This is a genomic window from Candidatus Endoriftia persephonae (assembly GCF_023733635.1).
GTDB classification, from domain to species: Bacteria; Pseudomonadota; Gammaproteobacteria; order Chromatiales; family Chromatiaceae; genus Endoriftia; species Endoriftia persephonae.
This window is the reverse complement of record NZ_CP090569.1, coordinates 2,650,816-2,675,177: the sequence shown is the minus strand read 5'-3', so window position 1 is coordinate 2,675,177 and position 24,362 is coordinate 2,650,816. Positions and strand designations below refer to the sequence as shown.

Here is a 24,362-nt window from a genome sequence, read left to right as displayed (position 1 = left end):
CAATGACTCACTATGCAATGGTCATAGACCTGAATACCTGCGTCGGCTGCAACGCCTGCATGGCCGCCTGTGCCATCGAGAACCAGACAGCGGTTTGGAAAGATGAATGGCGCACCCATGTGCACGACACTGAGATCGGCAGCGGTTCCGACGTGCATCGCCGCTTCTTTCCGCGGCTCTGCAACCACTGTGACAATCCGCCCTGCATGAGCGTCTGTCCCACTGGTGCTACCTACAAGATGGATAACGGCATCGTTATGGTGGACGAGGATCTCTGCATGGGTTGTCGTGCCTGCGCCATGGCCTGCCCCTATGACGCCCGCCGCGCCGTCACCTACGACGATGTGGAGAAGGGCAAAGCGTTCTACGGCGAAGCCTATCGCCGTGAACGGCCCAGTGTCGACAAGTGCACCTTCTGCGAACATCGGGTCAAGGAGGGGCTGCAACCGGCCTGCGTGGAGACCTGTGTCGGCTCGGCACGCATGTTTGGCGATCTCGACAACCCGGAGGATCCGGTCACCCAGATGGTCGCCAGCGGCGTAGCTCGACCACTGATGCCACACCTGGGCACCCGGCCCAACGTCTACTACATCGACGATATGAAGAGGAGGGGTTGAGATGGACGCCACCATGAACTTCTACACCCAGGATATCTGGACCTGGTGGATTGCCATCTACCTCTACTTTGGCGGACTTGGTGCGGCCACCCTGGCGGTGACCTTCCTCACCGACATGTACCTCAAGGCGCACCGCGACCTGGTACTCTGGGGTGCCTTTTCCGGCATTGTGCTGTTGAGTCTGGGCTCCCTGATGCTGTTCATCCATCTGCTCGACTACAGGGCAGTGATCTATGTGCTCAACCCGATGATCCTCTTCACCAAACCGGATGCATGGATCGCCTGGGGCACCCAGTTTATCGTCTGGATGATGTTCTGGGGAGTGATCTACGCGCTGCCCTATATGTATCTGACGCCGTTGTTCGACAAGATGCCGGTAGTCGGCAAGTTGCTCGATTTGGCGCTGGTGAAGAAGATCGCCGAGCTGTCGAGCCGCTTCCGCAAGGTGGTGGGCTGGATGGCCACCATCAACGGTGTCGGCGTGGCGGTCTATACTGGCCTGCTACTGCAATCCTTCCCGGCGGTAGCGCTCTGGCACAACCCCGGTGTGCCGCTGCTGTTTACCGTGTCGGCCTTCTCCACCGCGATGGCCTTCTTGCTGCTGATCATGTACACCATCATCAAGCGTGAGGAGGACGAGCATATCCGCCACTTCTACGAGCGGGTCGATCTGATCCTGATCAGCGCCGAACTGGTGATCCTGTTCTCCTTCTACCACTACATGTCGTCTGGCAACGAGTCGGCGATGCACTCGGCGCGGCTGCTGTGGAACGACTTGGGTTGGTTGATCGGCTTCATCGGCTTCGGCCTGATCGTGCCCTTCTTTCTGGAGCTGCGTGGGGTGCTCAAGGGGTGGGCCAGCCATCTGCCGATCATCACTGCCTCGGTGCTGGTGCTGATCGGCGGTTATCTGCTGCGCCACTACTTCATGTATGCAGGTGTCTATGCCTATCCCTGGTGATGAAATGAGACGATCGGGCGAGCAGCTGCGGCTCTTGGCCGGGCTGCTCTCCATGCCCGACCAGGATGCGCGGGAGATCATCCAGGGCCTGGCCGAACAGCACCCCTGGCTCGCAGAAGCGGCGGAGGAGCTGGGTAGCACCCCGCTAGAGCAGTGGCAGGGCGAATACACCCGGCTGTTTATCAGTGGTTTCCCCAAGACCGCCTGTCCCCCCTACGAATCGGCCTACCGCAGCGGCACCATGCAGGGGCCGACGGTGGCGAAGCTGGAGCGGCTCTACGCGCAGCTGGGGATGCGCTCCAGTGAGATGCCCGCCGACTACCTGGGAGTGATGCTGGAGTGCGCGGCGCTGCTGGAGGATGGGCAGCAACGACCGGAGTTGCGACAGCGTCTCTGGGACGAGCACCTCAGCCGCTGGCTGGCCGATTTCGCGAACGATCTGAGCCAGCAGAGCGAGCTGGCGCTCTATCGGGCACTGGGCCTGCAACTGCTCGGATTGAGCGCGGATAGGGCTGGTCATGAGTGACCCAGGTTGGCTGCTGTCCGGTGTGCAGTTGGAGGAAACGCCGTTTCTGCAGGCGGTGATCGATGCCCATCAGACGATCTACCAGGAACACTTCGCCGATGAGCTGATGCTCAACCACCAGCTTGGCATCCAGCTGCGTGCCTACCGCGAGCTAGACGATTGGCGGTTGCTGCTGATCCTCACCCCCTGGATGCTGTCGCGGCTGATCTTTCCGCGCTCTGATCCCGGCATTCCGATCCCGGCGGATTGGCAGCAGCAACAGCTGGAGGAGACGGAGTACCAGTTGCTGGGTCCGGCAGTCGAACTGGCGATGCTTGGACAGAACCAGCGCGCCCACCTCAACTACCATCCACAACTCGGCCACTATCTGCTGCAGCCCATCGCCCTCAACATGCTGCAGTACGACTCCGCCGAGGCGGTGTTCGAGGCGTGGAACGAGGTGATCACCACCCGTGACCAGAACATGAAAAAGCTGCAGCGCGACTGCCCCTGGCAGAAAGAGCTCTCACGGCGTGAGTTCTTTGGCCGGCTGTCGCGCTAGCTGCGCCGGTTTAGGCGCTCTTCCGAACAGGCGAGGTTGAGTGCTGCGCCCCTCTCTGGCGTCGACTCAGCTGAGGGACGCCGCCTTTCTGTTGCTACTGCCTCCAGGTGCTGCTGTTTCTGAGAAGGCTGTCGGCAACGATGGCCTTGGCCCCGTCAGGTCCGAGGAGATTGGTGAGCGTTGCAAAAGAGATGGGCGAGCAACACCAGCAGATTTTGCATGGCGGGGTACTAGTAGGGAAGGTTGCCTTCGGAAACAAGACCGGCTAAGTGTTCATATTCAGACGATAATCTGCAATTCGCCATGGACGGTGCGACGCTCCTCCTGGAGCTCGGCCAGTGATCGATCCATCATCTGGCGGGAGAAGGGGTCGATGTCGAGACCTTTCACCACCTCCCATTTGCCCTGCTCGCAAATGCAGGGCATGCCGAAGACCAGACCCTCAGGGATGCCGTAAGAGCCATCGGAGACGACGCCCATGGTCACCCAACGGCCTGAGGAGCCCAGCGCCCAGTCGCGTGTGTGGGCGATGATGGCGTTGGCGGCCGAAGCGGCGGAGGAGAGTCCGCGCGCCTTGATGACGGCGGCCCCCCGCTGGCCGACCTTCGGAATGAACTCGTTTCTGTACCACGCTTCGTCGATCCGCTTGGATGCTTCCCGGCCGGCGACGCTAGCGAAACGGATGTCGGGATACATGGATGGAGAGTGGTTGCCCCAGACTACCATCTGCTCTACGGAGTCCACCGGCTCGCCGACCTTGCTGGCGAGCATGGAGATGGCTCGGTGGTGATCCAGGCGCATCATCGAGCTGAAGTTTTCCCGCGGCAGGCTCCTTGCCGTGTTCATGACGATCAGGGCGTTGGTGTTTGCGGGATTGCCGACGATGGTCACATGGATGTCGCGGGACGCCGCCTCCTCCAGCGCTCTGCCTTGCTCGATGAAGATCTTGGCGTTTTTCAGCAGTAGATCCTTGCGCTCCATGCCGGGGCCACGCGGCAGGGCACCGACCAGTAGGGCATGGTCGGCGTCCTTGAAAGCGGTTTTGGGATTATCGGTACCGATAATATCTGCCAGCAACGGGAAAGCGCAGTCCTCCAATTCCATCATGACGCCCTTGAGGGCCTGCTGGGCGCGTTCGTGCGGCACTTCCAGTAATTGCAGGATGACGGGCTGGTCCTTGCCCAGCATCTCGCCGGCGGCGATGCGGAACAGCAGTGCGTAACCGATCTGGCCTGCGGCACCGGTAAGGGCGACTCGAACGGGGGCTTTTGCCATCAGGATCTCCTTGCAGAACAGGATGAATGATCAAGGGATCGCATCCCGAATTTCCGAACTGATATCGTCACGGGGGAATGCTCACGAATTCCCCCGCGACTGACATCTGCCGTTTAGATATTGGCCAGAATGGCCTCTACACTTGCTTTTGCATCGCCGAACAACATGCGCGTGTTGTCCTTGAAGAACAGAGGATTCTGTACCCCGGCGTAGCCCGTGGCCATGCTGCGCTTCATAACAACGGTCGTGCCCGCTTTCCAGACTTCCAGTACCGGCATGCCGGCGATGGGGCTGCTCGGATCATCCTGCGCACTGGGATTGACGATGTCGTTGGCGCCTATGACCAGTACCGCATCTGTATCGGGCAGATCGTCGTTGATCTCATCCATCTCTAGGACGATGTCGTAGGGCACTTTTGCCTCGGCCAACAGGACATTCATATGGCCTGGCATACGCCCCGCCACCGGGTGGATAGCAAAACGCACATTGACACCCTTGGCCCGCAGCTTCTTGGTAATCTCACAGACAGCGTGCTGGGCCTGGGCCACAGCCATGCCATACCCCGGCACCACGACGACACTCTTCGCGTTTTTGAGCATTTCCGCTGTTTCGTCTGCCAGGACGGGCACTACCTCTCCCTGATGCACTTCGCCGCTGGTGGCAGCCGTCCCTTCTGCCGCACCGAAACCGCCGGCGATGACGCTGAGGAATTGCCGGTTCATGGCGCGGCACATGATGTAGGAGAGGATGGCGCCGCTGGAGCCTACCAGTGCGCCAGTGACGATTAGCAGGTCGTTGGACAGCATGAAGCCAGTAGCCGCTGCCGCCCAGCCCGAATAGCTGTTGAGCATCGAGATCACCACCGGCATGTCCGCTCCACCGATGGCCATCACCATATGGACCCCGAAGGCAAAGGCGATGAGGGTCATGATCACCAGGGGGATAGTGCCGGCCGCGGCGGTTTCCGCCCCCACGAATTCGACACCCAGCCAGACGCAGAGCAGTCCCAGACCCAGGTTGAGCCAGTGGCGGGCCGGCAGATACAGTGGCTTGCTGGTGATTTTCGCGCTCAATTTGCCAAAGGCGATAACGGAACCTGTGAAGGTCACCGCACCAATGAGCACCCCGAGAAAGATCTCCACATCATGGATGGTCCGCTCGACCCCGGTATAGTGGAGGGTGGGGTCCAGGTAGCTGGCGAATCCCACCAGCACCGCTGCCAGACCGACGAAACTGTGCAGGATGGCGACCAGTTCCGGCATGGCAGTCATCTGTACCCGTGCCGCCACGATGATGCCGATGACGGCACCGATGCTCATGCAGACCGCCAGGACGCCGTAACTTGTGACCTGGGCGCCCGCGATGGTGGCAGTCAGTGCGATCAGCATGCCGATGATGCCGTAGATATTGCCGCGGCGGGCGGTCTCCTGGTTGCTCAAACCACTCAGGGCTAGGATGAACAGGATGCTTGTGGCCAGATAGGCCGTCGTTAAAACGCCTTCAGTCATTTCCAAACCCCTTTATTTGCGGAACATCTGCAGCATCCGTTGGGATACGAAGAACCCACCGAACACGTTGATGGTCGCGATGAGAATGGCAACCGCGCCCAATATCCATACCAGTGCATCCGAACTGGATACCTGCACCAGGGCGCCGATGACGATGATGCCGCTGATGGCGTTGGTCACGCTCATGAGAGGTGTATGCAGGGCTGGAGTCACATTCCAGATCACCATGTAGCCCACGAAGCAGGCCAGCACGAAGACGGTAAAGTGGCTCAGGAAAGCCGCGGGCGCTACTTGGCCCAGTCCCGCCAGCAGTAGGCCGCCGACGGCAAGACCGATGGCGCCGCCCAGGCTGCTCTTCTTCTCTTTCTCCTTCTCCACCGGAGGCGCGGCAGCGGCCGTTGCCGGCTTGGCCGGGGCAGCAGAGACCTGGATCGGCGGGGGCGGCCAGGTGATCTCACCCTCCTTGATCACGGTGGTGCCGCGGATCACGTCGTCATCCATATCCACCACGATCTCACCATCCTTCTCCGGAGTCAGATCGGTCAGCAAGTGACGCAGATTGGTGCCATAGAGCTGGCTGGACTGAGCGGCCAAACGGCTGGGCAGATCGGTGTACCCGATAATGGTGACGCCGTGTTTCACGGTCACCTTGCCCGGTTCGGTCAGGGCGCAGTTACCGCCTTGCTCGGCGGCCAGATCCACGATCACGCTGCCGTCGTGCATCGATTCCACCATGCCAGCGGTGATCAGTTCGGGAGCCGGTTTACCGGGAATCAGGGCAGTGGTGATGATGATGTCCACATCCATCGCCTGCTCGGCGAATAGTTTCATCTCCGCCTCGATGAATTCCTTGCTCATGGTCTTGGCGTAACCGGTGCCCGGGGAACCATCCTCCTCCTCTTCGAAGTCCAGCATCAGGAACTCGGCGCCCATGCTTTCCACCTGCTCTTTAACCTCGGGGCGGGTGTCGAAGGCGCGCACGATGGCGCCCATGGAGCCAGCCGCGCCGATGGCGGCTAGACCGGCCACGCCGGCACCGATGACCAAAACCTTGGCCGGTGGTACCTTGCCTGCGGCAGTGATCTGGCCGGTGAAGAAGCGTCCGAAGTTGTTGGCGGCCTCCACCACGGCGCGGTAGCCGGCGATGTTGGCCATAGAGCTCAGGGCGTCCAGCTTCTGGGCGCGGGAGATGCGGGGCACGCTGTCCATGGCCAGCACTGTCGCCTTGCGCGCCTTCAGCTTTTCCATCAGTTCCGGGTTCTGTGCCGGCCAGATGAAGCTGATGAGGGTGGCACCCTCGCGCAACAGTTCAGTTTCGTCCCGGCAGGCTTGGTGGTCGATCTCCGGGGCGCGCACCTTGAGCACGATGTCAGATTCGCCCCACAGGGTCTTGGTGTCCTCCACGATTTCGACACCCGCCTCACGGTAGGCATCGTCGCTGAAGTTCGCTTCAGCTCCGGCGCCCGCTTCGATAGCCACCGAGAAGCCCAGTTTCCGGAGCCGTTCGGCAGTTTCGGGGGTGGCGGCAACCCGCTGCTCCCCTTCGTGGCACTCTTTTGGGATACCAATCTTCATGGCCATGATTGCTTATCCTTTATAGGTCATTTTGAATAAGGGCAGCGCGCCGCCGGCCTTTAGGGGGCCCACGTCACCGGGCTCGAAGGCCGGATTCAGCGGGATCCGCTTGCCGTTGACCTCCAAGAAGAGATCCCCTTCCAGGTCGGAGACGTCGATGGAGACGGTGTCGCCCTGCTTGATCTTGTCGTAGTCCGCCTCGTTGGCAAAGGTCAGGGGCACAATGCCGAAGTTGACCAGGTTGGCCACGTGGATGCGGGCGAATTGGGAGACCACCACGGCGCGTACGCCCAGCCAGCGGGGGCAGAGCGCCGCATGCTCGCGGGAACTGCCCTGGCCGTAGTTCTCGCCGCCGACGATGATGCCGTGACCGCCGGCGTCGCGGTGTTCACAGGCACGGGTGGAGAAGCTCGGGTCCACCTGATTGAAGGTGGCCTGCATGGCGTACTCCTTGACGTTGGAGCGCAGCGGAAGGAAGGTGCCGGCGGGCTGGATGTCGTCGGTGCTGATATTGTCGCCGAGTTTCAGCAGAACCTCGCCTTTTAGGGTGTCGGGCAGGGGGTCGAAGTCCGGCAGAGCCATGATGTTGGGGCCGCGGATGACTTCCACCTTCTCCGCCTCCGCTGGGGGCAGGGGCATGATGAAGGAGTCGGTGTCGAGGATTGCCGGCGACTGTTTGAACTCCACATTTCCCTGGGGCACGGTAATCTCACCGGCGAGGGCGCTGGCCGCCGCCACCAGTGGGCTGACCAGATGGACCTCGGCGTCGGCGGTGCCGGAACGCTTGGGGAAGTTGCGGTTGAAGGTGCGCAGGGAGATGCCCTTGCTCACCGGGGAGCCGCCCTGACCGATACAGGCGCCGCAGCCGTTCTCCTGGATGCGGACGCCGGAGGCGTACAAGGAGGTCAGGTAACCGGACTCGGCCAACTGCATGGCCACGGCACGGGAGCCGGGATAGAGCAGGGTGTCCACGGTGACGCGCTTGCCCTTCAGCAACTCGGCGAAGGAGGCGATGTTCTCGTAGGAGCTGTTGGTGCAGCTGCCTACGGAGACCTGGTTGATCTTGGTGCCGGCGCGGTCCGCCACCTTCTCCACGTTGCCGGGAGAGGGGTAGATGGCGATCAACGGTTCCAGGGCGGAGAGGTCGATGTCGATGACGCGCTCGTACTCGGCGCCCTCGTCGGCCGCCAGGGGCTGGTAGTCTTGACCGCGTCCGCGGCTCTCCAGGAATTCCTGGGTGCGTTCGTCGCTGGGGAAGATGGAGGTGGTGGCGCCCATCTCGGCGCCCATATTGGTGATGGTGGCGCGCTCGGTGAGGGAGAGGCTGGCTACGCCCGGACCTGCATATTCGAAGATGACGCCCTTGCCGCCCTTGACGCCGTTGATCTCCAACATCTTCAGGATAACGTCCATAGCCATCGCGCCTGGCTTCAGAGCGCCGGTCAGATTGACTTTGACCACCTTTGGCATGGGCATGCTGTACTCGCCGGTGGCCATGGCCAGGGCCACGTCGTAACCACCGGCGCCCATGAAAATGGCACCGCAGCCGCCGGCGTTCACGGTGTGGCTGTCCGCGCCCACGCCGGTCATTCCAGGCTTGACGAAGTTCTCCATATTGAGAAAGTGGCAGATGCCGGTACCCGCTGGGGAGTAGACGATACCCAGCTTCTGGGCCACCGTCTTAAGATATTCGTGGTCGTCCGGATTACGAAACCCGACCTGCAACATGCTGTGGTCGACGAAGTTGACGGAGAGCGGCTTGACCCGTTTGACGCCCATTGCCTCCAGTTGCAGCATGCACATGGTGCCGGTGGCGTCCTGTGTGAAGGCCTCGTCCACCCTGATCTTGATGACACTGCCGGGCGCTGGCAGCTCATTCTCATCCACCAAGTGGTCGAGCAGGATTTTCTCCGTCAAATTCAAAGGCTTCATTTTGCTCCTCCTTTGGAGTGCTTAAATTTGGTTTATGTCAATTATTGTCTGATTCAGCGCCAATAAATTTTGATTCCGATAAATCCCAGCGAGGGGATCCTAGGCGCTTGCCGGATTATGGGTGACCCGGCTGCAAAAGCAGGAGAGCGGTCCAGATCCCTTCGCTTCGTTCTTCCCCGTTGCTTATGATGCGCCCCCTGTCGAGGTCGCCGCACGGTCCAAATCCGCTCCAGGTGGATTTGTCGTTGCGTAGGACCCTCTATGCGCCCCAAATCAGCGAAATGGTGGCCGCGACACGGCGTGCGCCAGCCGGGTGTGGGAGTCGGACGCCACGCCCCGGTTCCACAGTGCTCCAACGCGGCCACCAAGCGCCCGGACGCAGGGCGGCCGGGGCGCTTGGCTTTTTCGAGTTCGTCGTTGGTCACGGATGCCGCACGTTCGTAAAAGCGCTTGCCGTTTGTCTCCAGTTCGTATCCTGTATTGCTGGTCGGTTGAATCGTCCACTATTCGCCTTCTTCGAGCCTTGAATACGAAACCCTGTCCGGCGCAATCTTGGCTGATTGATTTTTCCAGCTGCCTTAACCAAGAGCATCCAGTGCTGCATTGAAGCTGGTACTGGGCCGCATGGCGTTTAGCATCTTTTCCGCATCTGGACGAAAGTAACCGCCCATGTCGACAGGCTGCCCCTGGGCTGCATTCAGCTCTTCGATGATCTTTGCTTCATTGTTTCCAAGCTGCTGCGCCAGTGTGGCAAAACGCGCCTGAAGCTCTGTGTCCTCGGTCTGCTCGGCCAGCGCCTGCGCCCAGTAGAGGGTGAGGTAGAAGTGGCTTCCCCGGTTGTCTAGTTCATTCACCTTGCGGGACGGTGACTTGTTGTTGTCGAGGAACTCGCCGGTCGCCTTGTCCAGCGTATCCGCCAAGATTTGGGCCTTCTTATTGCCGGATACGGTGCTCAGATGTTCCAGGGATGCTGCCAGCGCCAGGAATTCGCCCAGGGAATCCCATCTGAGATGCCCCTCTTGTTGGAACTGTTGGACATGCTTGGGCGCTGAGCCGCCAGCTCCCGTCTCAAACAGTCCACCACCGTTCATCAGCGGTACGATGGAGAGCATCTTAGCGCTGGTGCCGACTTCGAGAATCGGATAGAGATCGGTGTTGTAGTCACGCAGCACGTTGCCGGTTACGGAGATGGTGTTTTCTCCCGCCCGCATGCGTTCAATGGAGAGTTTCGCCGCCTCGTAGACGCCCATGATGCGGATATCCAGCCCCTCGGTATCGTGGTCTTTCAGGTATTTTTCAACCTTTTTCTTGAGTTCCGCAGTGTGGGCGCGGTCATCGTCGAGCCAGAAGATCGCCGGCCAACCGGTCGCTCGTGCGCGGGTCACCGCCAGTTTCACCCAGTCCTGAATCGGGGCGTCTTTGACCATCACCATGCGCCAGATATCGCCTTCCTCGACTGCCTGCTCGTGGATGGTTTGACCCTTGCTGTCAACGACACGAATAATTCCGTCGCCAGGGGCCTCGAAGGTGGTGGGGTGTGACCCATACTCCTCCGCCTTCTTTGCCATCAGACCCACATTGGGAACCGTGCCCATGGTGGCCGGGTCCAGTGCGCCGTTGGCGATGCAGTTCTCGATGGTGGCCTGGTAGAGCGGGGCGTAGCTGTGGTCCGGGATCACGAACTTGGTGTCATGCTGCTTGCCGTCTGGACCCCACATCTGGCCTGAGGCGCGAATCGCGGCGGGCATCGAGGCGTCGATGATTATATCGCTGGGTACATGTAGGTTGGTGATGCCTTTGTCGGAGTTGACCATGGCGATGGCTGGACGCTCGGCATAGAGCGCCTCGATGTCGGCCTCGATCTCGGCCTTTTTGTCCGCCGGCAGGCCTTCGATCTTGGCGTAGAGGTCGCCGACGCCATTGTTGAAGTCGACCCCCAGCTCGGTGATGGTATCGGCGTGTTTCTCGATCACATCCTTGTAGAAGACCTTGACGCAGTGGCCAAAGATGATCGGGTCAGAGACCTTCATCATGGTCGCCTTCATGTGCAGTGAGAACAATATCTCCTTCTGTTTGGCGTCTTCCACCTGCTCGGCGAGGAACTGGGTTAGCGCCTTTTTGCTCATGAAGGTGGCATCGACCACCTCACCCGCCTCCAGGGGGACGCTCTCCTTCAGTACAGAGGTGCTGCCATCGTTGTCGATAAACTCAATCCGGGCATCGGTTGCCTCGGCCATGGTCACGGATTGCTCGTTGGCACAGAAATCCCCGCTGCTCATGGTTGCAACATGCGATTTTGAGTCCGGGCTCCATGCACCCATGGAGTGCGGGTTCTTCTTCGCATAATTTTTTACCGCGGTCGGCGCCCGGCGGTCGGAGTTTCCTTCTCTCAAAACCGGGTTGACGGCACTCCCCAACACCTTGGCGTAGCGGGCCTTGATTGCCTTCTCGGCGTCGTCTTTCGGCTCGTCGGGATAGTTTGGCAGGTCATAGCCCTGTGACTGCAACTCCGCGATTGCGGCCTTCAGCTGTGGGATCGAGGCGCTGATATTCGGCAGCTTGATGATATTGGCCTCTGGCCTCTTCGCCAGCTCACCCAACTCGGCTAGGTCATCGGATTGCCTCTGGCTGTCGCTCAGATGGTCGGGAAAATTCGCGATAATTCTGCCCGCGAGAGAGATATCCCGTGTTTCGACGGTGATGCCGGACACCTCCGTGAATGCCTTGACGATAGGGAGAAAGGAGCCAGTCGCCAGCGCGGGCGCTTCATCGGTCTTTGTCCAAACAATCTTTGATGCTTTTGGTGTCATGCTTTTTTCTCAGTAGTCAGAACGGTGCCAGCAAATTCTTCGCTAGGAAACATAGGAACAGCGGGATGCCGGTGTCCGCGTATCCATATTTCGGCCGCGGTTGGTATGGTCATCGATCTCCGCGGCGGAGCCGATCATGCGGCCAAACAGGAACGTGGTGAAGGCGGCAGATTCCATGGTCGCGTCGCTGATCTCTCCATCCGCGTAAGGCCGCCACAGCATCTTCAGTAGAATCACCGCGATCACGGCGTCCACGTTGACGCAGTAGACGTTACGGCTGACGCCGGTCTTGAACAGGGCTTCGACCAGTTCATGGTAGAACTCGTGGAAGACGTTGTAGCTGCCGCGCTGCTTGAACAAGTCGTTGACGAACACCTCGCGGGGATCGTAGTTGACCTCCTTGTTCTTGAACACCGGGTGGTTCACGCAGGGGATCTTGGCGTAGGAGAGGTTGCCTTCCGCCTTGGCCTTGGTCTTATACGCCTTGTATGCCTTGGCGTAATCCGTGGCCATGCCGGCCAGCTCTAGGCCGTGGCCTTCGTCGCCGGGGTCACTCAGACCAGAGTCGCGGAAGCGGTCCAGTAGGAAGGCGATGGCCTCAAAGCCGTTGCCGCCGTGGGCGAAACCGGTATGGGTGAGGAAACCGATATAGCCTTTGTTGACCTGCACCCGTTCCGGGGCCTCGGGACCGTCGGCGCTGACCGCGCCCTTGGCGCCCTGGGCAGAGATGGTGCCGGGGCCGTTGGAGATGATCAGCCCTAGCAGCACGGAGAAGGCGTACAGCGCCTCTGCATTCGGGCGATTGCCCAGCAGCGCCAGGTGGGCGGTCTCGGTGAAGCTCCAGCCGCTCATTAGGTCGCTGTCGGCGACGCTATAGAAGCTGCCTTCACGCTGCTGAGCGCCGCCGGCGGCGGAGCCGATCAGGGTGCTGAAGATGCGGAAGTGCCAAGGCATGGTGCTGATAGTGGTGGCGGAGAGACGCTTGCGCATCAGCGGCTTCCAGGCCAGATGCACGGTAATAGCGGCCAGGACCACCTGTCCACGAACATGTCCGCCGGCCTTTTCGGCGAGGGCCTTCAAGAAATCGATAAAGATCGACTTGGCGCCCCGTGCCTCGATGGCGGCCAGCATGGCGGTTCCGCGTTCACAGGCGTTGTCGGAGACGAAGATCGACGGGTCAGCGGCTTCCAGCTGCTCAGAGATATCGGCGCTGGTGTCGGTCGGATCTTCGATGCCTGCTTTCTTGAACAGCTCCATCATGGTGGTGGCAGCGTTGCGGGAGGCCTCCACCTCCTTTGGGCCCACCATGGCGACGGCGGTCGCTAGCGCGGTGTTGGGGCTGTTGCCCGCCTCACGGGAGGCGTCCGTAGCCGCCAGGCCGATGCTGCCCGCCTGGTTGACGAAGGCGTTCAGGGCGACGTTGGCCAGGGCTGTGCCATTCTCATCCGGGTACTCGCGGATCAGGCTCTGCACCAGGTTCTCTTCGAAACTGTGGGTGGAGGCGTCCAGCACGCTGGTGCCATGGACTCTGGTCACCTGGGTCTTGGGGTCCATCATGGAAGCGCCAGAGGCGTCCTTCATGGTCTGACGCGGAAAGACGATGCCCACTTGCTCGCTGAGGCCGGCGATCTGCTCGTTGTAGGGGGCCATCGCCTCTACCACCGGCGGATTCAGGTGATCCGGCAGGTCGATTCCCTGAGTGTTGCTGAACCAGCACTTGAGGGAGAGGTCGCCCACGGGTTCGAAGTCAGGTTTGGCGCCTCGCTTCTCCATCACGGCGGTCATGGCGGCCGGGATGTGGGCAATGTTGACCACGACTGCGCCTTTCTCGGAGCAGACGGGGTTGTCCGGGGTGAAGATGGCGTCGACGCCGAACTTCTCCATGAACCACTCTTCCTTGGCGACGGCATTGTCACCGGAACCGGCGATGGCGCCGGCGTGACCGCAGGCTTTGGTCAGTTTTGCCTTCCAGCGGCCCACCACGCACGCGATCACCGGCTTCTCGAATTCGAGATCACGCTCATAGTAGCCGCCTGGTTCGACATACATCACCGCGGCTTTGGAGCGGTCATCGTTGTGGAATGCGTAGGTCCACTCCTGCGCGGAGTAGTGGATGTAGAGATCCTTGCCGGAGGAGAAGGAGACTGTGCTGCCCCAACCGGCGGTAGCCAGGTAGACCGCAATGGTGGTGGTGAAGTTACCGGAGTTGGAGTAGATGGCCACGGAGCCGGGGAGCAGAGACTCCTCCGGGGCGCTGCCGCCCAAGGCGCCGCCGATGCGGATATGGTTGTGGGCGTCGGCCAGGCCAAGACAGTTGGCGCCGAAGATATCGATGCCGTGCATCTGGCCGATGGCGCGGATGACGCGGGCGTCACGTACCGGCACCTTCTCGGTGAGGATGACGATCTTTTTCAGATTGGGGTTGACCCGCACCGCCTCGATCACCCCGTCACGCACGCCAGACGGCGGTAGATAGACCACCGCCACATTGAATTCACAGCCGTCGTCAACGGCCTCGGCCACGTTGTCGTAGACCGGGATTTCACCGATGGCGGTCTTCATCTTGGAGCCGGAGCGCCCGGGGGCGGTTCCACAGACGATATTGCCGCCGGAGTAGATGTGGCTCACAGGGGTTACGGTACGGCTCTCACCACCGGTGATGTTGAGGACACAGACCCGGTCATCTTTGGTGGCCAGTTCCGACAGAGAGTTGATGCCCACGTAGTAGTGGGGAAAGGCGGCTACACCTTGCGGATGCATGATTTTGGTTCCCTCGTTATTACACGGCCTTTTGTACCGGCCATGTCCGGAAATGCTTTGTGAATATCTTGAACGGCTCTCAGGAGATACCCAGTTTTTTGGCGATGGTGTCGCGGCCGCCCTGTGTCATCCAATCGTTGGCCGCCTGGGCGAAGTTGACCACCTCACTCATGGCGGAGTCGAAGCCGAACATCTGGTAAGGAATGCCCAAGGCATCCAGGGTATCCTGCATATAGCCCATGCCGCGGATTACGTTGGGGCCGCCCCTTCCCACCACCACGTAGAGCGGGGTCGGGCCATGAGCGTTGAAATGGTCCCGCAACGCATCCGCCATGGCGCGGAAGGTCTCATAGATATCGGTATTGTTGGCCTTGCCGCCGATGATGAAGAGCACGTTGGACTGCTTCAGCCAATATTTGTAAACGATACGGCTGATGTCGTGCATCTTGGCGTAGGGCGGGTTACCGCCGAAGTCGGAGGAGATGGTGGCCGCGTCTCCCAGCAGTTCGGTCACCAGGGCGTTGGCCCCGCCGCCGAAGGTCATGGCGGTTATGCTGCCCGCTTCATTGACGACGAACACGTCGGACTGGCCCTGGTAGGTGCGCAGCGAGTTCACCTCCTGCTCGAAACTGGAGTAGCTGGAGGTATCCAGATCATCTGGCAGCCCCAGACGATCGACGTTGGGATCATCGTCGTCGAAGGAACCCTTGAAGTCGCAGGCCACCGGGACCAGGCGTCCTTTCCCGTTGGGCATCATGCGGATCGGATTCAGCTCCAGGGTAGTCATGCCGTAGTTGTGGTACAGATCCCAGAGCTTGGGCAGGTTCTGCACCAGCGGGCTGATCAGCTCACTGGGAGCGCCAAGGCGCTTCAGTGCATTGGAAACGACAAAACCCTTCAGCCCGGTGAGAGGATCGAAGGGGATGCTGGCAATCTTCTCCGGGGGCAACTCCTCTATATCCATGCCGCCGTGGTGAGTGATGGTGATGGTCGGCGCTCGGAACTCCGTACTGTCGGTGATGGAGAAGTAGATCTCGTACTTGGCCGGCACCGCTCCCTCGAATGTAACGCCTTCGGCCTTGCTCAGGGTATTGTTGTGGAAGTGCTCGGCGAAATAGAGCCGCGCCTTCTCTTGCATGGCGTGGCTCAGGTCCTTGGCCCGGCCCAGCAGACCGGCCTTACCCTTCTTGCCAACGCCGCCCTTGAAGATGGGCTTGACGAAAACTTCGCCGCAACGATCTATCAGGTCTTTGATCTCTTGATCGCTCGCTTCCGGCCCCAATATCTCGGACCGGGGGAAGCCGACAATATCCAGGAGTTTCGCGCCGTAACGCATCCCAGTGATGTTCATTACATCTGTCCCCTTAACACTCTATATAGTTTCGTAACCATTCCGCCCACCGCTGAGGCACGGAGATCACAGAGAAAACCGGGGAAATCTCTGAACTCTCTCTGTTCCTCTAGGGAATAGCCACATGGTTTCTAGTATTCTTGTGGCAGGCTCCTAAGCTCGGCCCAGGAGTAGACTGGGCCCTTTACGCAGACGTAGTCTTTGCCCATGTTGCAACGGCCGCACTTGCCGACGCCACACTTCATCTTGTTTTCAATCGTGGTGTAGATCTGCTCGTCCGCGAAGCCCAGCGCTTGCAGATTTTGGATCACGAACTTTATCATTATCGGCGGGCCACAGGTAATGGCGACGGCGCTATCGGGCGACGGTGCCTTGTCCATCAGGTTGGCCGGAACAAACCCCGTATAGCCCTGCCAGCCCTCCTCGGGGGCGTCCACCGAGAGTTGCACCTCGGCGGACTCCTTAAGCTTTTCGAAATCGGCCTTGTACATGATGTCGCTGGAGGTGCGGGCGCCATAGAAGACGGTAATCTTGCCGAAGTCCTCGCGCTGCGCCACCGCCGTCTGGATCACCGGCCAGATCGGCGCCAGGCCGACGCCACCGCCGATGAAGACCAGATCTCGGCCCTTCCAGTCATCCAGGGGAAACTGGTTGCCGTAGGGGCCGCGGATACCGATGAGATCGCCGATCTTGGCGTCGTGGAAGGCGGTGGTGACCCGCCCCATCTTCATGATGCTGAACTGTTTATACTCCTTGACCAGCGGCGAGGAGGCGATCGAGATCATCGACTCGCCCCTGCCGAAGATCGACAGCATGGCGCACTGGCCGCAGGCGTGCTCGAAACCGTCGTCGTTCGGGAACTCGACTTTGAAGGTCTTGATCGCCCTGGCGCCGCGGGTCTCTTCCTCAATACCGGTGATGCGTCCAATCTGTGGAAGATAGATGTTGTCCGTCATGCTTGGTCCACCCTCTCCAAGACCGCGACAATGTCGATCCCAACCGGACATTCCGAGATGCACCGGCCGCAGCCCGTACACTGTTGGGTCTCGTGGTTCTCGACGAAATAAAGGAATTTGTGGCTGACCCGCTGACGCAGGCGCGAGCCGAGGTCGCCCCGGGGGTTGTGTCCCGAGGTATGCATGGTGAAGTCTGGGAACTGACAGTTGTCCCAGGTTCTTACTCGCTCACCCTTGTCGGCGTTCGGGCCGGCCACTTCGTCGTTGATATCGAAGCAGTGGCAAGTCGGACAGAGGAAAGTGCAGATGCCGCAGCCGATACAATGCTGTGCCATCTCGTCCCACAGCGGGGAATCGAAGTGGCTGCGGATCGCCTCGGGAATGGCGTCCAGGTCGCCGATGGGGCGCTGGGGATGACTGCGTGATGCGTCGTGAACCTTCTCGACCTCGGCCAAATCGCCGTCATGAACCTCATCGAAGGTGTTGCGACCGCGCTCCATGATCTCCACTCCCTTCGCCGTGATTCCCTTGACGTGGAACCGGTCGCCCAGGTCGGTCATCAGGATGTCGAGGCCCTCCTCGGAGTGCGGCGAACCGCCGACCGATTGACAAAAGCAGTTGGGGGAGTGGGGCTCGTTGCAGGCCAGGCCGACCAGGGTTAGCTTCTCCCGTCTTGCCCAATAATAGGGGTCCTCGAACTCTTTGCTGAACACCGTGTCGTTACGGGGCATGCCCCTGCCGTCACAGGGCCGCACGCCGAACACCACAGTGGGTTTTGGATTGGGCAGGGTCGAGGTCAGCAGTGGAACGCCGTCTTTCGTTTCGAAGCGGAAGAAAACCTCACGTTGCGGGAAGGCAAACTCCTTGACGGAGCGAATGGTGTTGCTATGAGAGAGGTCGATATCGGCACCGGCATCAACTCTGGCATAGTTCCAAACCGAGTCGGCGAAGGCGGGGGCATGCACCTCACAGTCGTCGAGTGTATCGACCCACTCCCTGAGTTTTTCCTGGCTAAGGATCTTTTCCATGGGAGCTACCTGATGAAACTGTTGGGATCTTCGTCCCGGAAGGACGAAAGCAGCGAGGGCTGTTCGATATCGTATCCTGCCTGGTACTCGAACGTCTCGAAGGCCTCCATTTCGAGCTTGGTGTTGAGCAAGCGAAGCGGGATGTTGACCGGGCAGACCCGCTCGCATTCACCGCAATCGACGCAGCGGCCGGCCAGGTGAATGGCGCGCGTCAGGAGGTAGACCGCGCTCTCGGAGGTGTTTGCCGAACGTTCACACCAGCGGATGCGGCTGGCCTTCTCCTCGGCGCTGGTTGCCGGTGTGATCACGAATGTCGTGCTGTCGACCACGCACTCCGGGCAGTAGCACATCGGGCAGACCGAGCGACAAGCAAAGCAACGCAGGCAGCGATCGAAGTGGCGCCCCCAGGTCGCCCAACGCTCATCCTCGGAGGCCTTCTCCGCTTCCTTGACGGCGCGGAAGGGTTCGTCGAAACCGCGTTCTTCGACTGCCTCGCCGAAGAGGACGTCATGCAGCTTTGGTGTGGCCGCCCGACATTCGAGGCAACGATCGGCCAAAATCTCTCGTGCGGGGATGACAGTTTCGCTTTCATCACCATGCATGCTGATCTTGAAGTCATCGGCGCCGGCGAATTCCACCTGGCTCGCTGTCCTGCCCTTCAGCTTGGCGGAGAGCTTCCTCGGGTCGATGACGCCCGTGCCTTCACAGGAGACGCCGATCACCACCACGTCCTCGCGCTTGAAATAATTCTCCTGCAGCAAAACGCCGACAGCGCGGCTGTCGCAGCCCTTGGCGACGATGCCGACGGGACGGTTATCGGGGGTCTTGGCGGCCGCCTGCTGCTTGCTGTCATTAACCAGGTAGAGCGCCAGATTATTAAGGCAGGTGGGGTCCCACACCAGGCTTGCGGCCTCGGCCGCCGAGGTGATGGTGCAGGGTTCGGCCAGGGCGCCGGCGGTGCCCCTGCGAAAGCCGATCACGGACTTGACCTGCTCCTGCTCCAAGAGACCGGCGGCGTAGTCGCGGAGTTCTTCGACATTGACCATCAGCGTTTCGCCTTGGTCGCTTTCAACGTCCTGACCGCTTCAGCACCTTCTGCACCCGCGGCATTAGTGCGTCTTTGCGCGGCGAGTCTGTTCTGGGGGCCGAGCGTGCGGAGATCACTGACGAATTCTTCGACCACTTCTGCGAATTTGGCGCCCTCGGCGGCCGAGACCCAGGACATGCGGAAGCGATCCGATTCCAAACCGATGAACTGGAGCAGATTCCGCACCAGGTACAGTTTGCGGCGGCTCAGGAAGTTCCCTTCCATGTAGTGGCAGTCGCCGGGGTGACAACCTGAAACCAGCACGCCGTCCGCCCCCTTGTTGAAGGCAGAGAGGATATACATGGGCGACACCGCTCCCGAGCAGGGAATGGTGATCGGCGTGGCGTTTGCCGGATACTGGATGCGCGACACACCGGCCAGGTCGCTGCCGGCGGACGAACACCACTTGCACAGGAAGGCCACGATACGTGGCTCGAATTCCTGTGGTTCCGCTGCGGTGGATTGCGATGAGTTCGACACCTGAATCATCCTCCCATTATGCCGCCATTATGGCGCTGATCATTTCGTGAATCTGAAGCTGAGTGACGTTCTTGACGTCAATGGCGGCGCGCACGCAGACGCCTGCGCAGGAGCCGCACCCCTCGCACAGCACCTCGTTGACCCTGGCCTTGCCGTCCACCAGATCGATGGCCTCGAAGGGACAGGCATCGACGCACATCTGGCAGCCGGTGCAGTAGGGATCTCTGACCTTGGCCACCATTGGGCTGTGCGCCAGCTCATCCTTGGAGAGCAGGGCGATGACCTTACTGGCGGCGGCGCTCGCCTGGCTGACCGTCTCCGGGATATCCTTCGGCCCCTGGGCGGTGCCGGCGAGGAAGATGCCCGCAGTCACACTTTCCACCGGTTTTAGTTTCGGATGGGCCTCGGCCAGGAAGCCGTCCTTGTCGCGGCCGATCTTCAGGATCTTGGCGATCTCGGCGGTGCCCGTGGAGGGTTGCATTGCCTGGGCCAGGACCACCATGTCGGCGTCGATCTCGACGTTGCGTCCCGCCAGGGTATCGACGCCCAGCACCTTGAGCTTGCCGTCCTTCTCATAGACTTTGGAGACCCGACCACGCAGGTAGATCACGCCGTCATTCTCCATCGAGCGCTGCACGAACTCCTCGTAGCCCTTGCCGCCGGAGCGGATGTCGATGTAGAAGATATAGGCCTGCCCGTCGGGGACATGATGCTTGTAGAGGGTGGCATGCTTGGCCGTGTACATGCAGCAGATCTTCGAGCAGTAGGCGCAGTGGTTCTCCGGATCACGCGAGCCGGAACACTGGATGAAGACTACCTCCTTGGGCACCTTGTGATCCGATGGCCGCAGGATATGGCCCTCGGTGGCGCCGGAAGCCGAGCAGAGACGCTCGAACTGGAGGCCGTCGAGCACGTCAGTGTAGCGCCCGCCGCCGTATTCACCCAGATTTTCCATGCCGTAGAGATCGAAGCCGGTGGCGACGACGATGGCCCCCACCTCTTCCTCGGTGACGGTTGGCCGCTTATCGTAATCGATGGCCCCGACCTCACAGACCTCCTCACACTTGCCGCAGACCACCGGATCGAGGCCCAGGCAGGCCTCTTCATCCAAGGTAAAGGAGGCCGGAATTGCCTGGGCGAAGGGGATATGGATGGCGCGGCGGTTGGTCAGGCCGATATCATATTCATTGGGTACGGCGACCGGACAGACCGGGGTGCAGTCGTCGCAGAGCTTGCACAGCTCGGGATCGACGAACTGCGCCTTTTTCTTGATCTTGACTTTGAAGTTGCCGACGAAGCCGGAGATGCTCTCCACCTCGCTCTCGGTCATCAGCTTGATCTTGGGGTTTTTCGAGACCGAGACCATTTTCGGTGAGAGGATGCACTGGGAGCAGTCGAGAGTCGGGAAGGTCTCCGATAGTTTGAGCATGTTGCCGCCGATGGTCGCCTGTTTTTCCACCAGGACTACGTCGAGGCCGGCATCGGTCAGATCGAGCGCGGCCTGAATGCCGGCGATGCCACCGCCAACCACCAGGGCCCGGCGGGTCACCGGAACGCCGATAGGCTCGAGCGCTTGGTTGCGTTGGACGCGACGCACCGCCGCGCGGGTGATCTTGAGGGCCTTTTCGGTGGCCACCTCCATGTCATTATGGACCCAGGCGCACTGCTCGCGGATATTGGCAATCTCGCATTGGAAGGCGTTGAGGTCGCCCAGCTCGGAGGCGTCGCGGAAGGTCTTTTCGTGCAGGGTCGGTGAACAGCAGGAGATCACCATGCCATTGAGGTCGTTCTCCTTGATGGCATCGATTACGGCACCCTGGCCTGGGTCCGAGCACATGTAGACATAATCCTCGGAGAAAACGACACCGTCGTCTTTGGCCAGCTCCTGCGCGACCTTTTTGACGTCGACAGTGGCGGCAATATTTTTACCGCAGTGGCAAACAAAGACACCGGTGCGTTTTGTCATTTCGTTTCCCCAGTAACGAGCGGCTTCTTGTCCAGCAATTCGAGCCCGTATTCATAACCCTTGTCGAAGGCTTTCTTGTTGACCTCGAGAAATCGGTCCGGGACCAGCCCTGGCAGGGCCTGCTTCATCGCCTCCGGGGTCACGATCCTGGTGATGGCGGAGAAGCAACCGAGGGTCACCAGGTTGGCGAACAGGCGGTTGCCGAGATCTTCCGCGAAGCGGGTGACCGGTGCGGGATACATCTGGACCCGCCCGACATCCTCCTTAGGCTTGACCAGATCTGCCTCGTAGATAAGGATGCCGCCGTCTCTCAGCTTTGGTTCATAGGTATCATGGGCATCCTGTGACAGTGCGATCAGTACGCCAGGCAGGGTCACGTAGGGATAGAGAATCCGATTTTCAGAGACCACTAACTGGGAGCTGCAGGCGCCGCCACGGGCCTCGGGGCCAAAGCTCTGGGTCATGGTGGCGAACTTGTCGTCATACATCGACAGCGCCTTGCCGGTGATCAGGGCGCAACGGACGATGCCCTGGCCGCCAAACCCGGAAAATCTGACCTCATGCATCAGAGTCCCTCCTCGTCCACGCCCATATCTTCGGCCATCATCTGGGCCTCTTCCTCGTCCAACAGGGCCTGTACCTTGGCTCTCTCCTCCGCCTCGCGCTTGGCCTTCTCCTCACGTTCGGGCTTGCTCATGCCGTAGAGCTGGTAGTCGTCACCCAGGACGTTGGCGTAACGTTCATTGACTGCCTCGTAGTAGGTTGGCTTCTCCTGCTGAACGAATCGGCCCATGGTGATATCGCTCTGGAAGTCGATGCCCACATCGCGGGTGTCAACCTCTTTCTCAACCCCAGCTTCCTCCTTGTAGTACTCGAGGGCATCGAGGCCGTCGCCCAGGCGATTGCGGCGCTGATAGAGCGTGGTGCAGGGGGCAATCACCTCGATGAAGGAGAAGCCCTTGTGGTTCAAGGCCTCGCGGATCGATTTGGTAATGTTGCGCGCATGCAGTGAGGTCCAGCGCGCCACGTAGGTGGCGCCGCAGGCGTCCGCCAGAAACGGCAGGCTGAAGGGATATTCGTAGTTACCGTAGGGGGTGGTGGAGGCATTGGCCGTCTGCGGTGTGGTCGGGGTTACTTGGCCGCCGGTCATGCCGTAGGTGAAGTTGTTGACGCAGATGACCATGATGTCCATGTTGCGGCGGGCGGCATGGATGAAGTGGTTACCGCCAATACCCGTGAGATCGCCGTCACCGCTGACCACCACTACCTTGAGATCGGGGTTGGCCAGCTTGAGGCCAGTGGCGACGGGGATGGCGCGCCCATGGGTAGTGTGGATGGAGTCGAAGTTCACATAGCCGGCGACCCGACCGGTGCAGCCGATGCCGGAGATCACCGCCAGCTTGTCCATGTCAATACCGCTCTTCTTGACGGCCTCGGCGAAGGAGTTGACCACGGTGCCGATACCGCAGCCTGGACACCAGATGTGTGGCATCCGCTCCATGCGGAGGAAATCTGTCATCGGACTCTCTGCACGGAATTCATCGATATTTACTTCAATGCTCATTTGCTGGCCTCCATGATAGCGTCAAGGATGACGTCGGGATCATGCACCGCGCCTCCGCAATGGGGGACACTGACGACGCGGCACTGGCCGGCCGCACTGCGTTCGACTTCTCTTACCATCTGACCATAATTGATCTCCGGAACCACGATCGCCTTCACCTTGCCGGCCAGCTCCTGGATTCGTTTCTCCGCGAAGGGCCAGATGGTGATGAGCCGCAGCGATCCCGTCTTGATACCGGCCTCACGCGCCAACTGCACCGCCCGGGAGACGATCCGTGAGGTGATGCCGTAGGAGACGACGACGACCTCCGCGCCATCCACCTCATTCTCCTCGAGCCGGATGATCTTGTCGGCGTTTGAATCGATCTTCTCGATCAGGTGGGTGACAACCTTTTCGTTTTGCTCCACGGTCAGGTTTGGATAGCCACGCTCGTCATGGGTGAGACCGGTGATGTGGAACCGGTAACCGTCACCCGCCTTGACCATGGGTGCGACATCCTTGCCGGTGAACTGGTAGGGGCGGTAATCCGCCTTGGGACCCTGGTGCCAGTTGCGCTCCACCACCCCGATTTCCTCGGCGGGTGGGATGACCACCTTCTCGTGCATATGGCCGACGGTCTCATCGGCCATGATGAAGACCGGGACTCGATAGGTTTCCGACAGGTTGAATGCCTCCACCGCCAGGTCGAAACACTCCTGCGGTGAATCTGGGCAGAGAGCAATAATCCGGTAGTCGCCGTGTGATCCCCAGCGTATCTGCATCATATCCTGTTGGGCGGGGAGGGTCGGCAGCCCGGTAGAGGGGCCGGCACGCTGGACGTCGGCGATCACCATGGGCGTCTCCGTCATGACGGCCAGGCCGATATTTTCCATCATCAATGAGAGGCCGGGACCCGAGGTCACCGTCATCACCTTTCGTCCACCCCAGGCGCCGCCAACCAGGGCAGCGATGGACGCAATCTCATCCTCCATCTGGATGAACAGGCCACCAGCAGCAGGACAACGTTCGGCGAAGCGTTCGGCGGTCTCGGTCGAGGGCGTGATCGGATAGCCAGCGAAGAAGCGACATCCGGCCGCCAGCGCCCCTTCGGCAAGTGCGTGATCGCCGTCGAGGAAGTGAGAGCCCTCGAGTACGCCTTTTGGGTCGGCGGCAGTCTTACGCATTCTCATTCTCCTCTTGTTCCGCCTTGCGGGTGACGTAAATGGCGAATTCCGGACAGATCGTCTGGCAGAAATCACAATTCCTGCAATCATCCGGCGATTTGACGAACGGGGGATGATATCCCTTGGCGTTATATTCAGATGACATGGCGAGGGCATCGGTCGGGCAATAATTGACGCAGAAGCCGCATCCCTTGCACCAAGACTTGTTGATGGTGACAACGCCGGTGATCTCTTTGATTTTGCCGAATGCCATCGTTGTTTT

General features: G+C 60.4%; 20 protein-coding genes. 4 read left to right on the top strand and 16 right to left on the bottom strand.

Annotation, left to right across the window (positions count from 1 at the left end; all coding sequences use genetic code 11):
* Nucleotides 1-2 precede the first annotated feature (2 nt).
* The 4 genes from L0Y14_RS12065 to hybE are packed head-to-tail and all read left to right on the top strand — an operon-like array spanning nt 3 to nt 2,645.
* Nucleotides 3-617 carry a 4Fe-4S dicluster domain-containing protein gene (locus L0Y14_RS12065; protein ID WP_005962071.1) on the top strand — a complete coding sequence of 205 codons (615 nt, stop codon included), beginning with the start codon at nt 3-5 and terminating at the stop codon, nt 615-617.
* A gap of 1 nt (nt 618) precedes the next feature.
* The gene (gene nrfD, locus L0Y14_RS12060) at nt 619-1,578 is read left to right on the top strand and encodes an NrfD/PsrC family molybdoenzyme membrane anchor subunit (RefSeq protein WP_005962069.1); all 960 of its coding nucleotides are present in this window, start codon (nt 619-621) and stop codon (nt 1,576-1,578) included.
* A 4-nt stretch (nt 1,579-1,582) separates the two neighbouring features.
* Nucleotides 1,583-2,104: a TorD/DmsD family molecular chaperone gene (locus L0Y14_RS12055; RefSeq protein ID WP_240991701.1), complete on the top strand. Its 522-nt coding sequence runs from the start codon at nt 1,583-1,585 to the stop codon at nt 2,102-2,104.
* A complete protein-coding gene (hybE, locus tag L0Y14_RS12050; RefSeq protein ID WP_005962065.1) occupies nt 2,097-2,645 on the top strand; it encodes a [NiFe]-hydrogenase assembly chaperone HybE in 549 nt (182 codons plus the stop codon). The genes L0Y14_RS12055 and hybE overlap by 8 nt, the downstream gene beginning before the upstream one ends.
* Nucleotides 2,646-2,924: 279 nt before the next feature.
* On the opposite strand, the gene L0Y14_RS12045 is transcribed toward hybE, so the two are convergent.
* The 16 genes from L0Y14_RS12045 to L0Y14_RS11970 form a co-directional block, all read right to left on the bottom strand.
* Nucleotides 2,925-3,920, bottom strand: coding sequence for a malate dehydrogenase (locus tag L0Y14_RS12045; RefSeq protein ID WP_005962063.1), 996 nt, complete (start codon nt 3,918-3,920; stop codon nt 2,925-2,927).
* Nucleotides 3,921-4,033: 113 nt separating this feature from the next.
* The gene (gene pntB / locus L0Y14_RS12040; protein WP_040819860.1) at nt 4,034-5,428 is read right to left on the bottom strand and encodes a Re/Si-specific NAD(P)(+) transhydrogenase subunit beta; all 1,395 of its coding nucleotides are present in this window, start codon (nt 5,426-5,428) and stop codon (nt 4,034-4,036) included.
* A 12-nt stretch (nt 5,429-5,440) separates the two neighbouring features.
* Nucleotides 5,441-7,003, bottom strand: a complete 1,563-nt coding sequence (locus tag L0Y14_RS12035) for a Re/Si-specific NAD(P)(+) transhydrogenase subunit alpha (protein ID WP_040819878.1) — start codon at nt 7,001-7,003, stop codon at nt 5,441-5,443.
* Between the two features lie 12 nt (nt 7,004-7,015).
* Complete coding sequence (locus L0Y14_RS12030) at nt 7,016-8,935, bottom strand: aconitate hydratase (RefSeq protein ID WP_006475383.1); 1,920 nt, start codon at nt 8,933-8,935, stop codon at nt 7,016-7,018.
* Between the two features lie 578 nt (nt 8,936-9,513).
* Nucleotides 9,514-11,745, bottom strand: a complete 2,232-nt coding sequence (locus tag L0Y14_RS12025; protein ID WP_006475384.1) for an NADP-dependent isocitrate dehydrogenase — start codon at nt 11,743-11,745, stop codon at nt 9,514-9,516.
* A gap of 42 nt (nt 11,746-11,787) precedes the next feature.
* Nucleotides 11,788-14,505, bottom strand: a complete 2,718-nt coding sequence (locus L0Y14_RS12020; RefSeq protein WP_005962054.1) for a CoA-binding protein — start codon at nt 14,503-14,505, stop codon at nt 11,788-11,790.
* A gap of 79 nt (nt 14,506-14,584) precedes the next feature.
* Nucleotides 14,585-15,856, bottom strand: coding sequence for an ATP citrate lyase citrate-binding domain-containing protein (locus L0Y14_RS12015; protein ID WP_040819861.1), 1,272 nt, complete (start codon nt 15,854-15,856; stop codon nt 14,585-14,587).
* Between the two features lie 131 nt (nt 15,857-15,987).
* On the bottom strand, nt 15,988-16,812 hold the full coding sequence (locus tag L0Y14_RS12010) for an FAD/NAD(P)-binding protein (RefSeq protein ID WP_251859198.1): 825 nt from the start codon (nt 16,810-16,812) through the stop codon (nt 15,988-15,990).
* Nucleotides 16,809-17,840: a 4Fe-4S dicluster domain-containing protein gene (locus L0Y14_RS12005; protein WP_005965504.1), complete on the bottom strand. Its 1,032-nt coding sequence runs from the start codon at nt 17,838-17,840 to the stop codon at nt 16,809-16,811. Before L0Y14_RS12005 ends, L0Y14_RS12010 begins: the two co-directional genes overlap by 4 nt.
* 5 nt (nt 17,841-17,845) lie before the next feature.
* A complete protein-coding gene (locus L0Y14_RS12000) occupies nt 17,846-18,886 on the bottom strand; it encodes a 4Fe-4S dicluster domain-containing protein (protein ID WP_005965505.1) in 1,041 nt (346 codons plus the stop codon).
* Nucleotides 18,886-19,407 carry a hydrogenase iron-sulfur subunit gene (locus tag L0Y14_RS11995; protein WP_138921896.1) on the bottom strand — a complete coding sequence of 174 codons (522 nt, stop codon included), beginning with the start codon at nt 19,405-19,407 and terminating at the stop codon, nt 18,886-18,888. The genes L0Y14_RS12000 and L0Y14_RS11995 overlap by 1 nt, the downstream gene beginning before the upstream one ends.
* A 16-nt stretch (nt 19,408-19,423) precedes the next feature.
* Entirely contained in the window at nt 19,424-21,373 is a 1,950-nt protein-coding gene (locus tag L0Y14_RS11990) for a CoB--CoM heterodisulfide reductase iron-sulfur subunit A family protein (protein WP_005965507.1), read from the bottom strand.
* On the bottom strand, nt 21,370-21,939 hold the full coding sequence (locus L0Y14_RS11985) for a 2-oxoacid:acceptor oxidoreductase family protein (protein WP_005965508.1): 570 nt from the start codon (nt 21,937-21,939) through the stop codon (nt 21,370-21,372). The genes L0Y14_RS11990 and L0Y14_RS11985 overlap by 4 nt, the downstream gene beginning before the upstream one ends.
* A complete protein-coding gene (locus tag L0Y14_RS11980; RefSeq protein WP_005965509.1) occupies nt 21,939-22,937 on the bottom strand; it encodes a 2-oxoacid:ferredoxin oxidoreductase subunit beta in 999 nt (332 codons plus the stop codon). The genes L0Y14_RS11985 and L0Y14_RS11980 overlap by 1 nt, the downstream gene beginning before the upstream one ends.
* Nucleotides 22,934-24,100: a 2-oxoacid:acceptor oxidoreductase subunit alpha gene (locus tag L0Y14_RS11975; protein WP_006475391.1), complete on the bottom strand. Its 1,167-nt coding sequence runs from the start codon at nt 24,098-24,100 to the stop codon at nt 22,934-22,936. The genes L0Y14_RS11980 and L0Y14_RS11975 overlap by 4 nt, the downstream gene beginning before the upstream one ends.
* Nucleotides 24,093-24,353: a 4Fe-4S dicluster domain-containing protein gene (locus tag L0Y14_RS11970; protein WP_005965512.1), complete on the bottom strand. Its 261-nt coding sequence runs from the start codon at nt 24,351-24,353 to the stop codon at nt 24,093-24,095. Before L0Y14_RS11970 ends, L0Y14_RS11975 begins: the two co-directional genes overlap by 8 nt.
* Nucleotides 24,354-24,362 lie beyond the last annotated feature (9 nt).

Bases quoted from the DNA above. Each gene is read 5' to 3' on its own strand.
- L0Y14_RS12020 (WP_005962054.1), bottom strand. From the start codon at position 14,505: ATGCATCCGCAAGGTGTAGCCGCCTTTCCCCACTACTACGTGGGCATC.
- pntB (WP_040819860.1), bottom strand. From the start codon at position 5,428: ATGACTGAAGGCGTTTTAACGACGGCCTATCTGGCCACAAGCATCCTG.
- L0Y14_RS11970 (WP_005965512.1), bottom strand. From the start codon at position 24,353: ATGGCATTCGGCAAAATCAAAGAGATCACCGGCGTTGTCACCATCAAC.
- L0Y14_RS12010 (WP_251859198.1), bottom strand. From the start codon at position 16,812: ATGACGGACAACATCTATCTTCCACAGATTGGACGCATCACCGGTATT.
- L0Y14_RS12045 (WP_005962063.1), bottom strand. From the start codon at position 3,920: ATGGCAAAAGCCCCCGTTCGAGTCGCCCTTACCGGTGCCGCAGGCCAG.
- L0Y14_RS11990 (WP_005965507.1), bottom strand. From the start codon at position 21,373: ATGACAAAACGCACCGGTGTCTTTGTTTGCCACTGCGGTAAAAATATT.
- L0Y14_RS12055 (WP_240991701.1), top strand. From the start codon at position 1,583: ATGAGACGATCGGGCGAGCAGCTGCGGCTCTTGGCCGGGCTGCTCTCC.
- L0Y14_RS12000 (WP_005965505.1), bottom strand. From the start codon at position 18,886: ATGGTCAATGTCGAAGAACTCCGCGACTACGCCGCCGGTCTCTTGGAG.
- L0Y14_RS12015 (WP_040819861.1), bottom strand. From the start codon at position 15,856: ATGAACATCACTGGGATGCGTTACGGCGCGAAACTCCTGGATATTGTC.
- L0Y14_RS11985 (WP_005965508.1), bottom strand. From the start codon at position 21,939: ATGCATGAGGTCAGATTTTCCGGGTTTGGCGGCCAGGGCATCGTCCGT.
- L0Y14_RS11975 (WP_006475391.1), bottom strand. From the start codon at position 24,100: ATGCGTAAGACTGCCGCCGACCCAAAAGGCGTACTCGAGGGCTCTCAC.
- L0Y14_RS12030 (WP_006475383.1), bottom strand. From the start codon at position 8,935: ATGAAGCCTTTGAATTTGACGGAGAAAATCCTGCTCGACCACTTGGTG.
- L0Y14_RS12065 (WP_005962071.1), top strand. From the start codon at position 3: ATGACTCACTATGCAATGGTCATAGACCTGAATACCTGCGTCGGCTGC.
- hybE (WP_005962065.1), top strand. From the start codon at position 2,097: ATGAGTGACCCAGGTTGGCTGCTGTCCGGTGTGCAGTTGGAGGAAACG.
- L0Y14_RS12025 (WP_006475384.1), bottom strand. From the start codon at position 11,745: ATGACACCAAAAGCATCAAAGATTGTTTGGACAAAGACCGATGAAGCG.
- L0Y14_RS12035 (WP_040819878.1), bottom strand. From the start codon at position 7,003: ATGAAGATTGGTATCCCAAAAGAGTGCCACGAAGGGGAGCAGCGGGTT.
- nrfD (WP_005962069.1), top strand. From the start codon at position 619: ATGGACGCCACCATGAACTTCTACACCCAGGATATCTGGACCTGGTGG.
- L0Y14_RS11980 (WP_005965509.1), bottom strand. From the start codon at position 22,937: ATGAGCATTGAAGTAAATATCGATGAATTCCGTGCAGAGAGTCCGATG.
- L0Y14_RS12005 (WP_005965504.1), bottom strand. From the start codon at position 17,840: ATGGAAAAGATCCTTAGCCAGGAAAAACTCAGGGAGTGGGTCGATACA.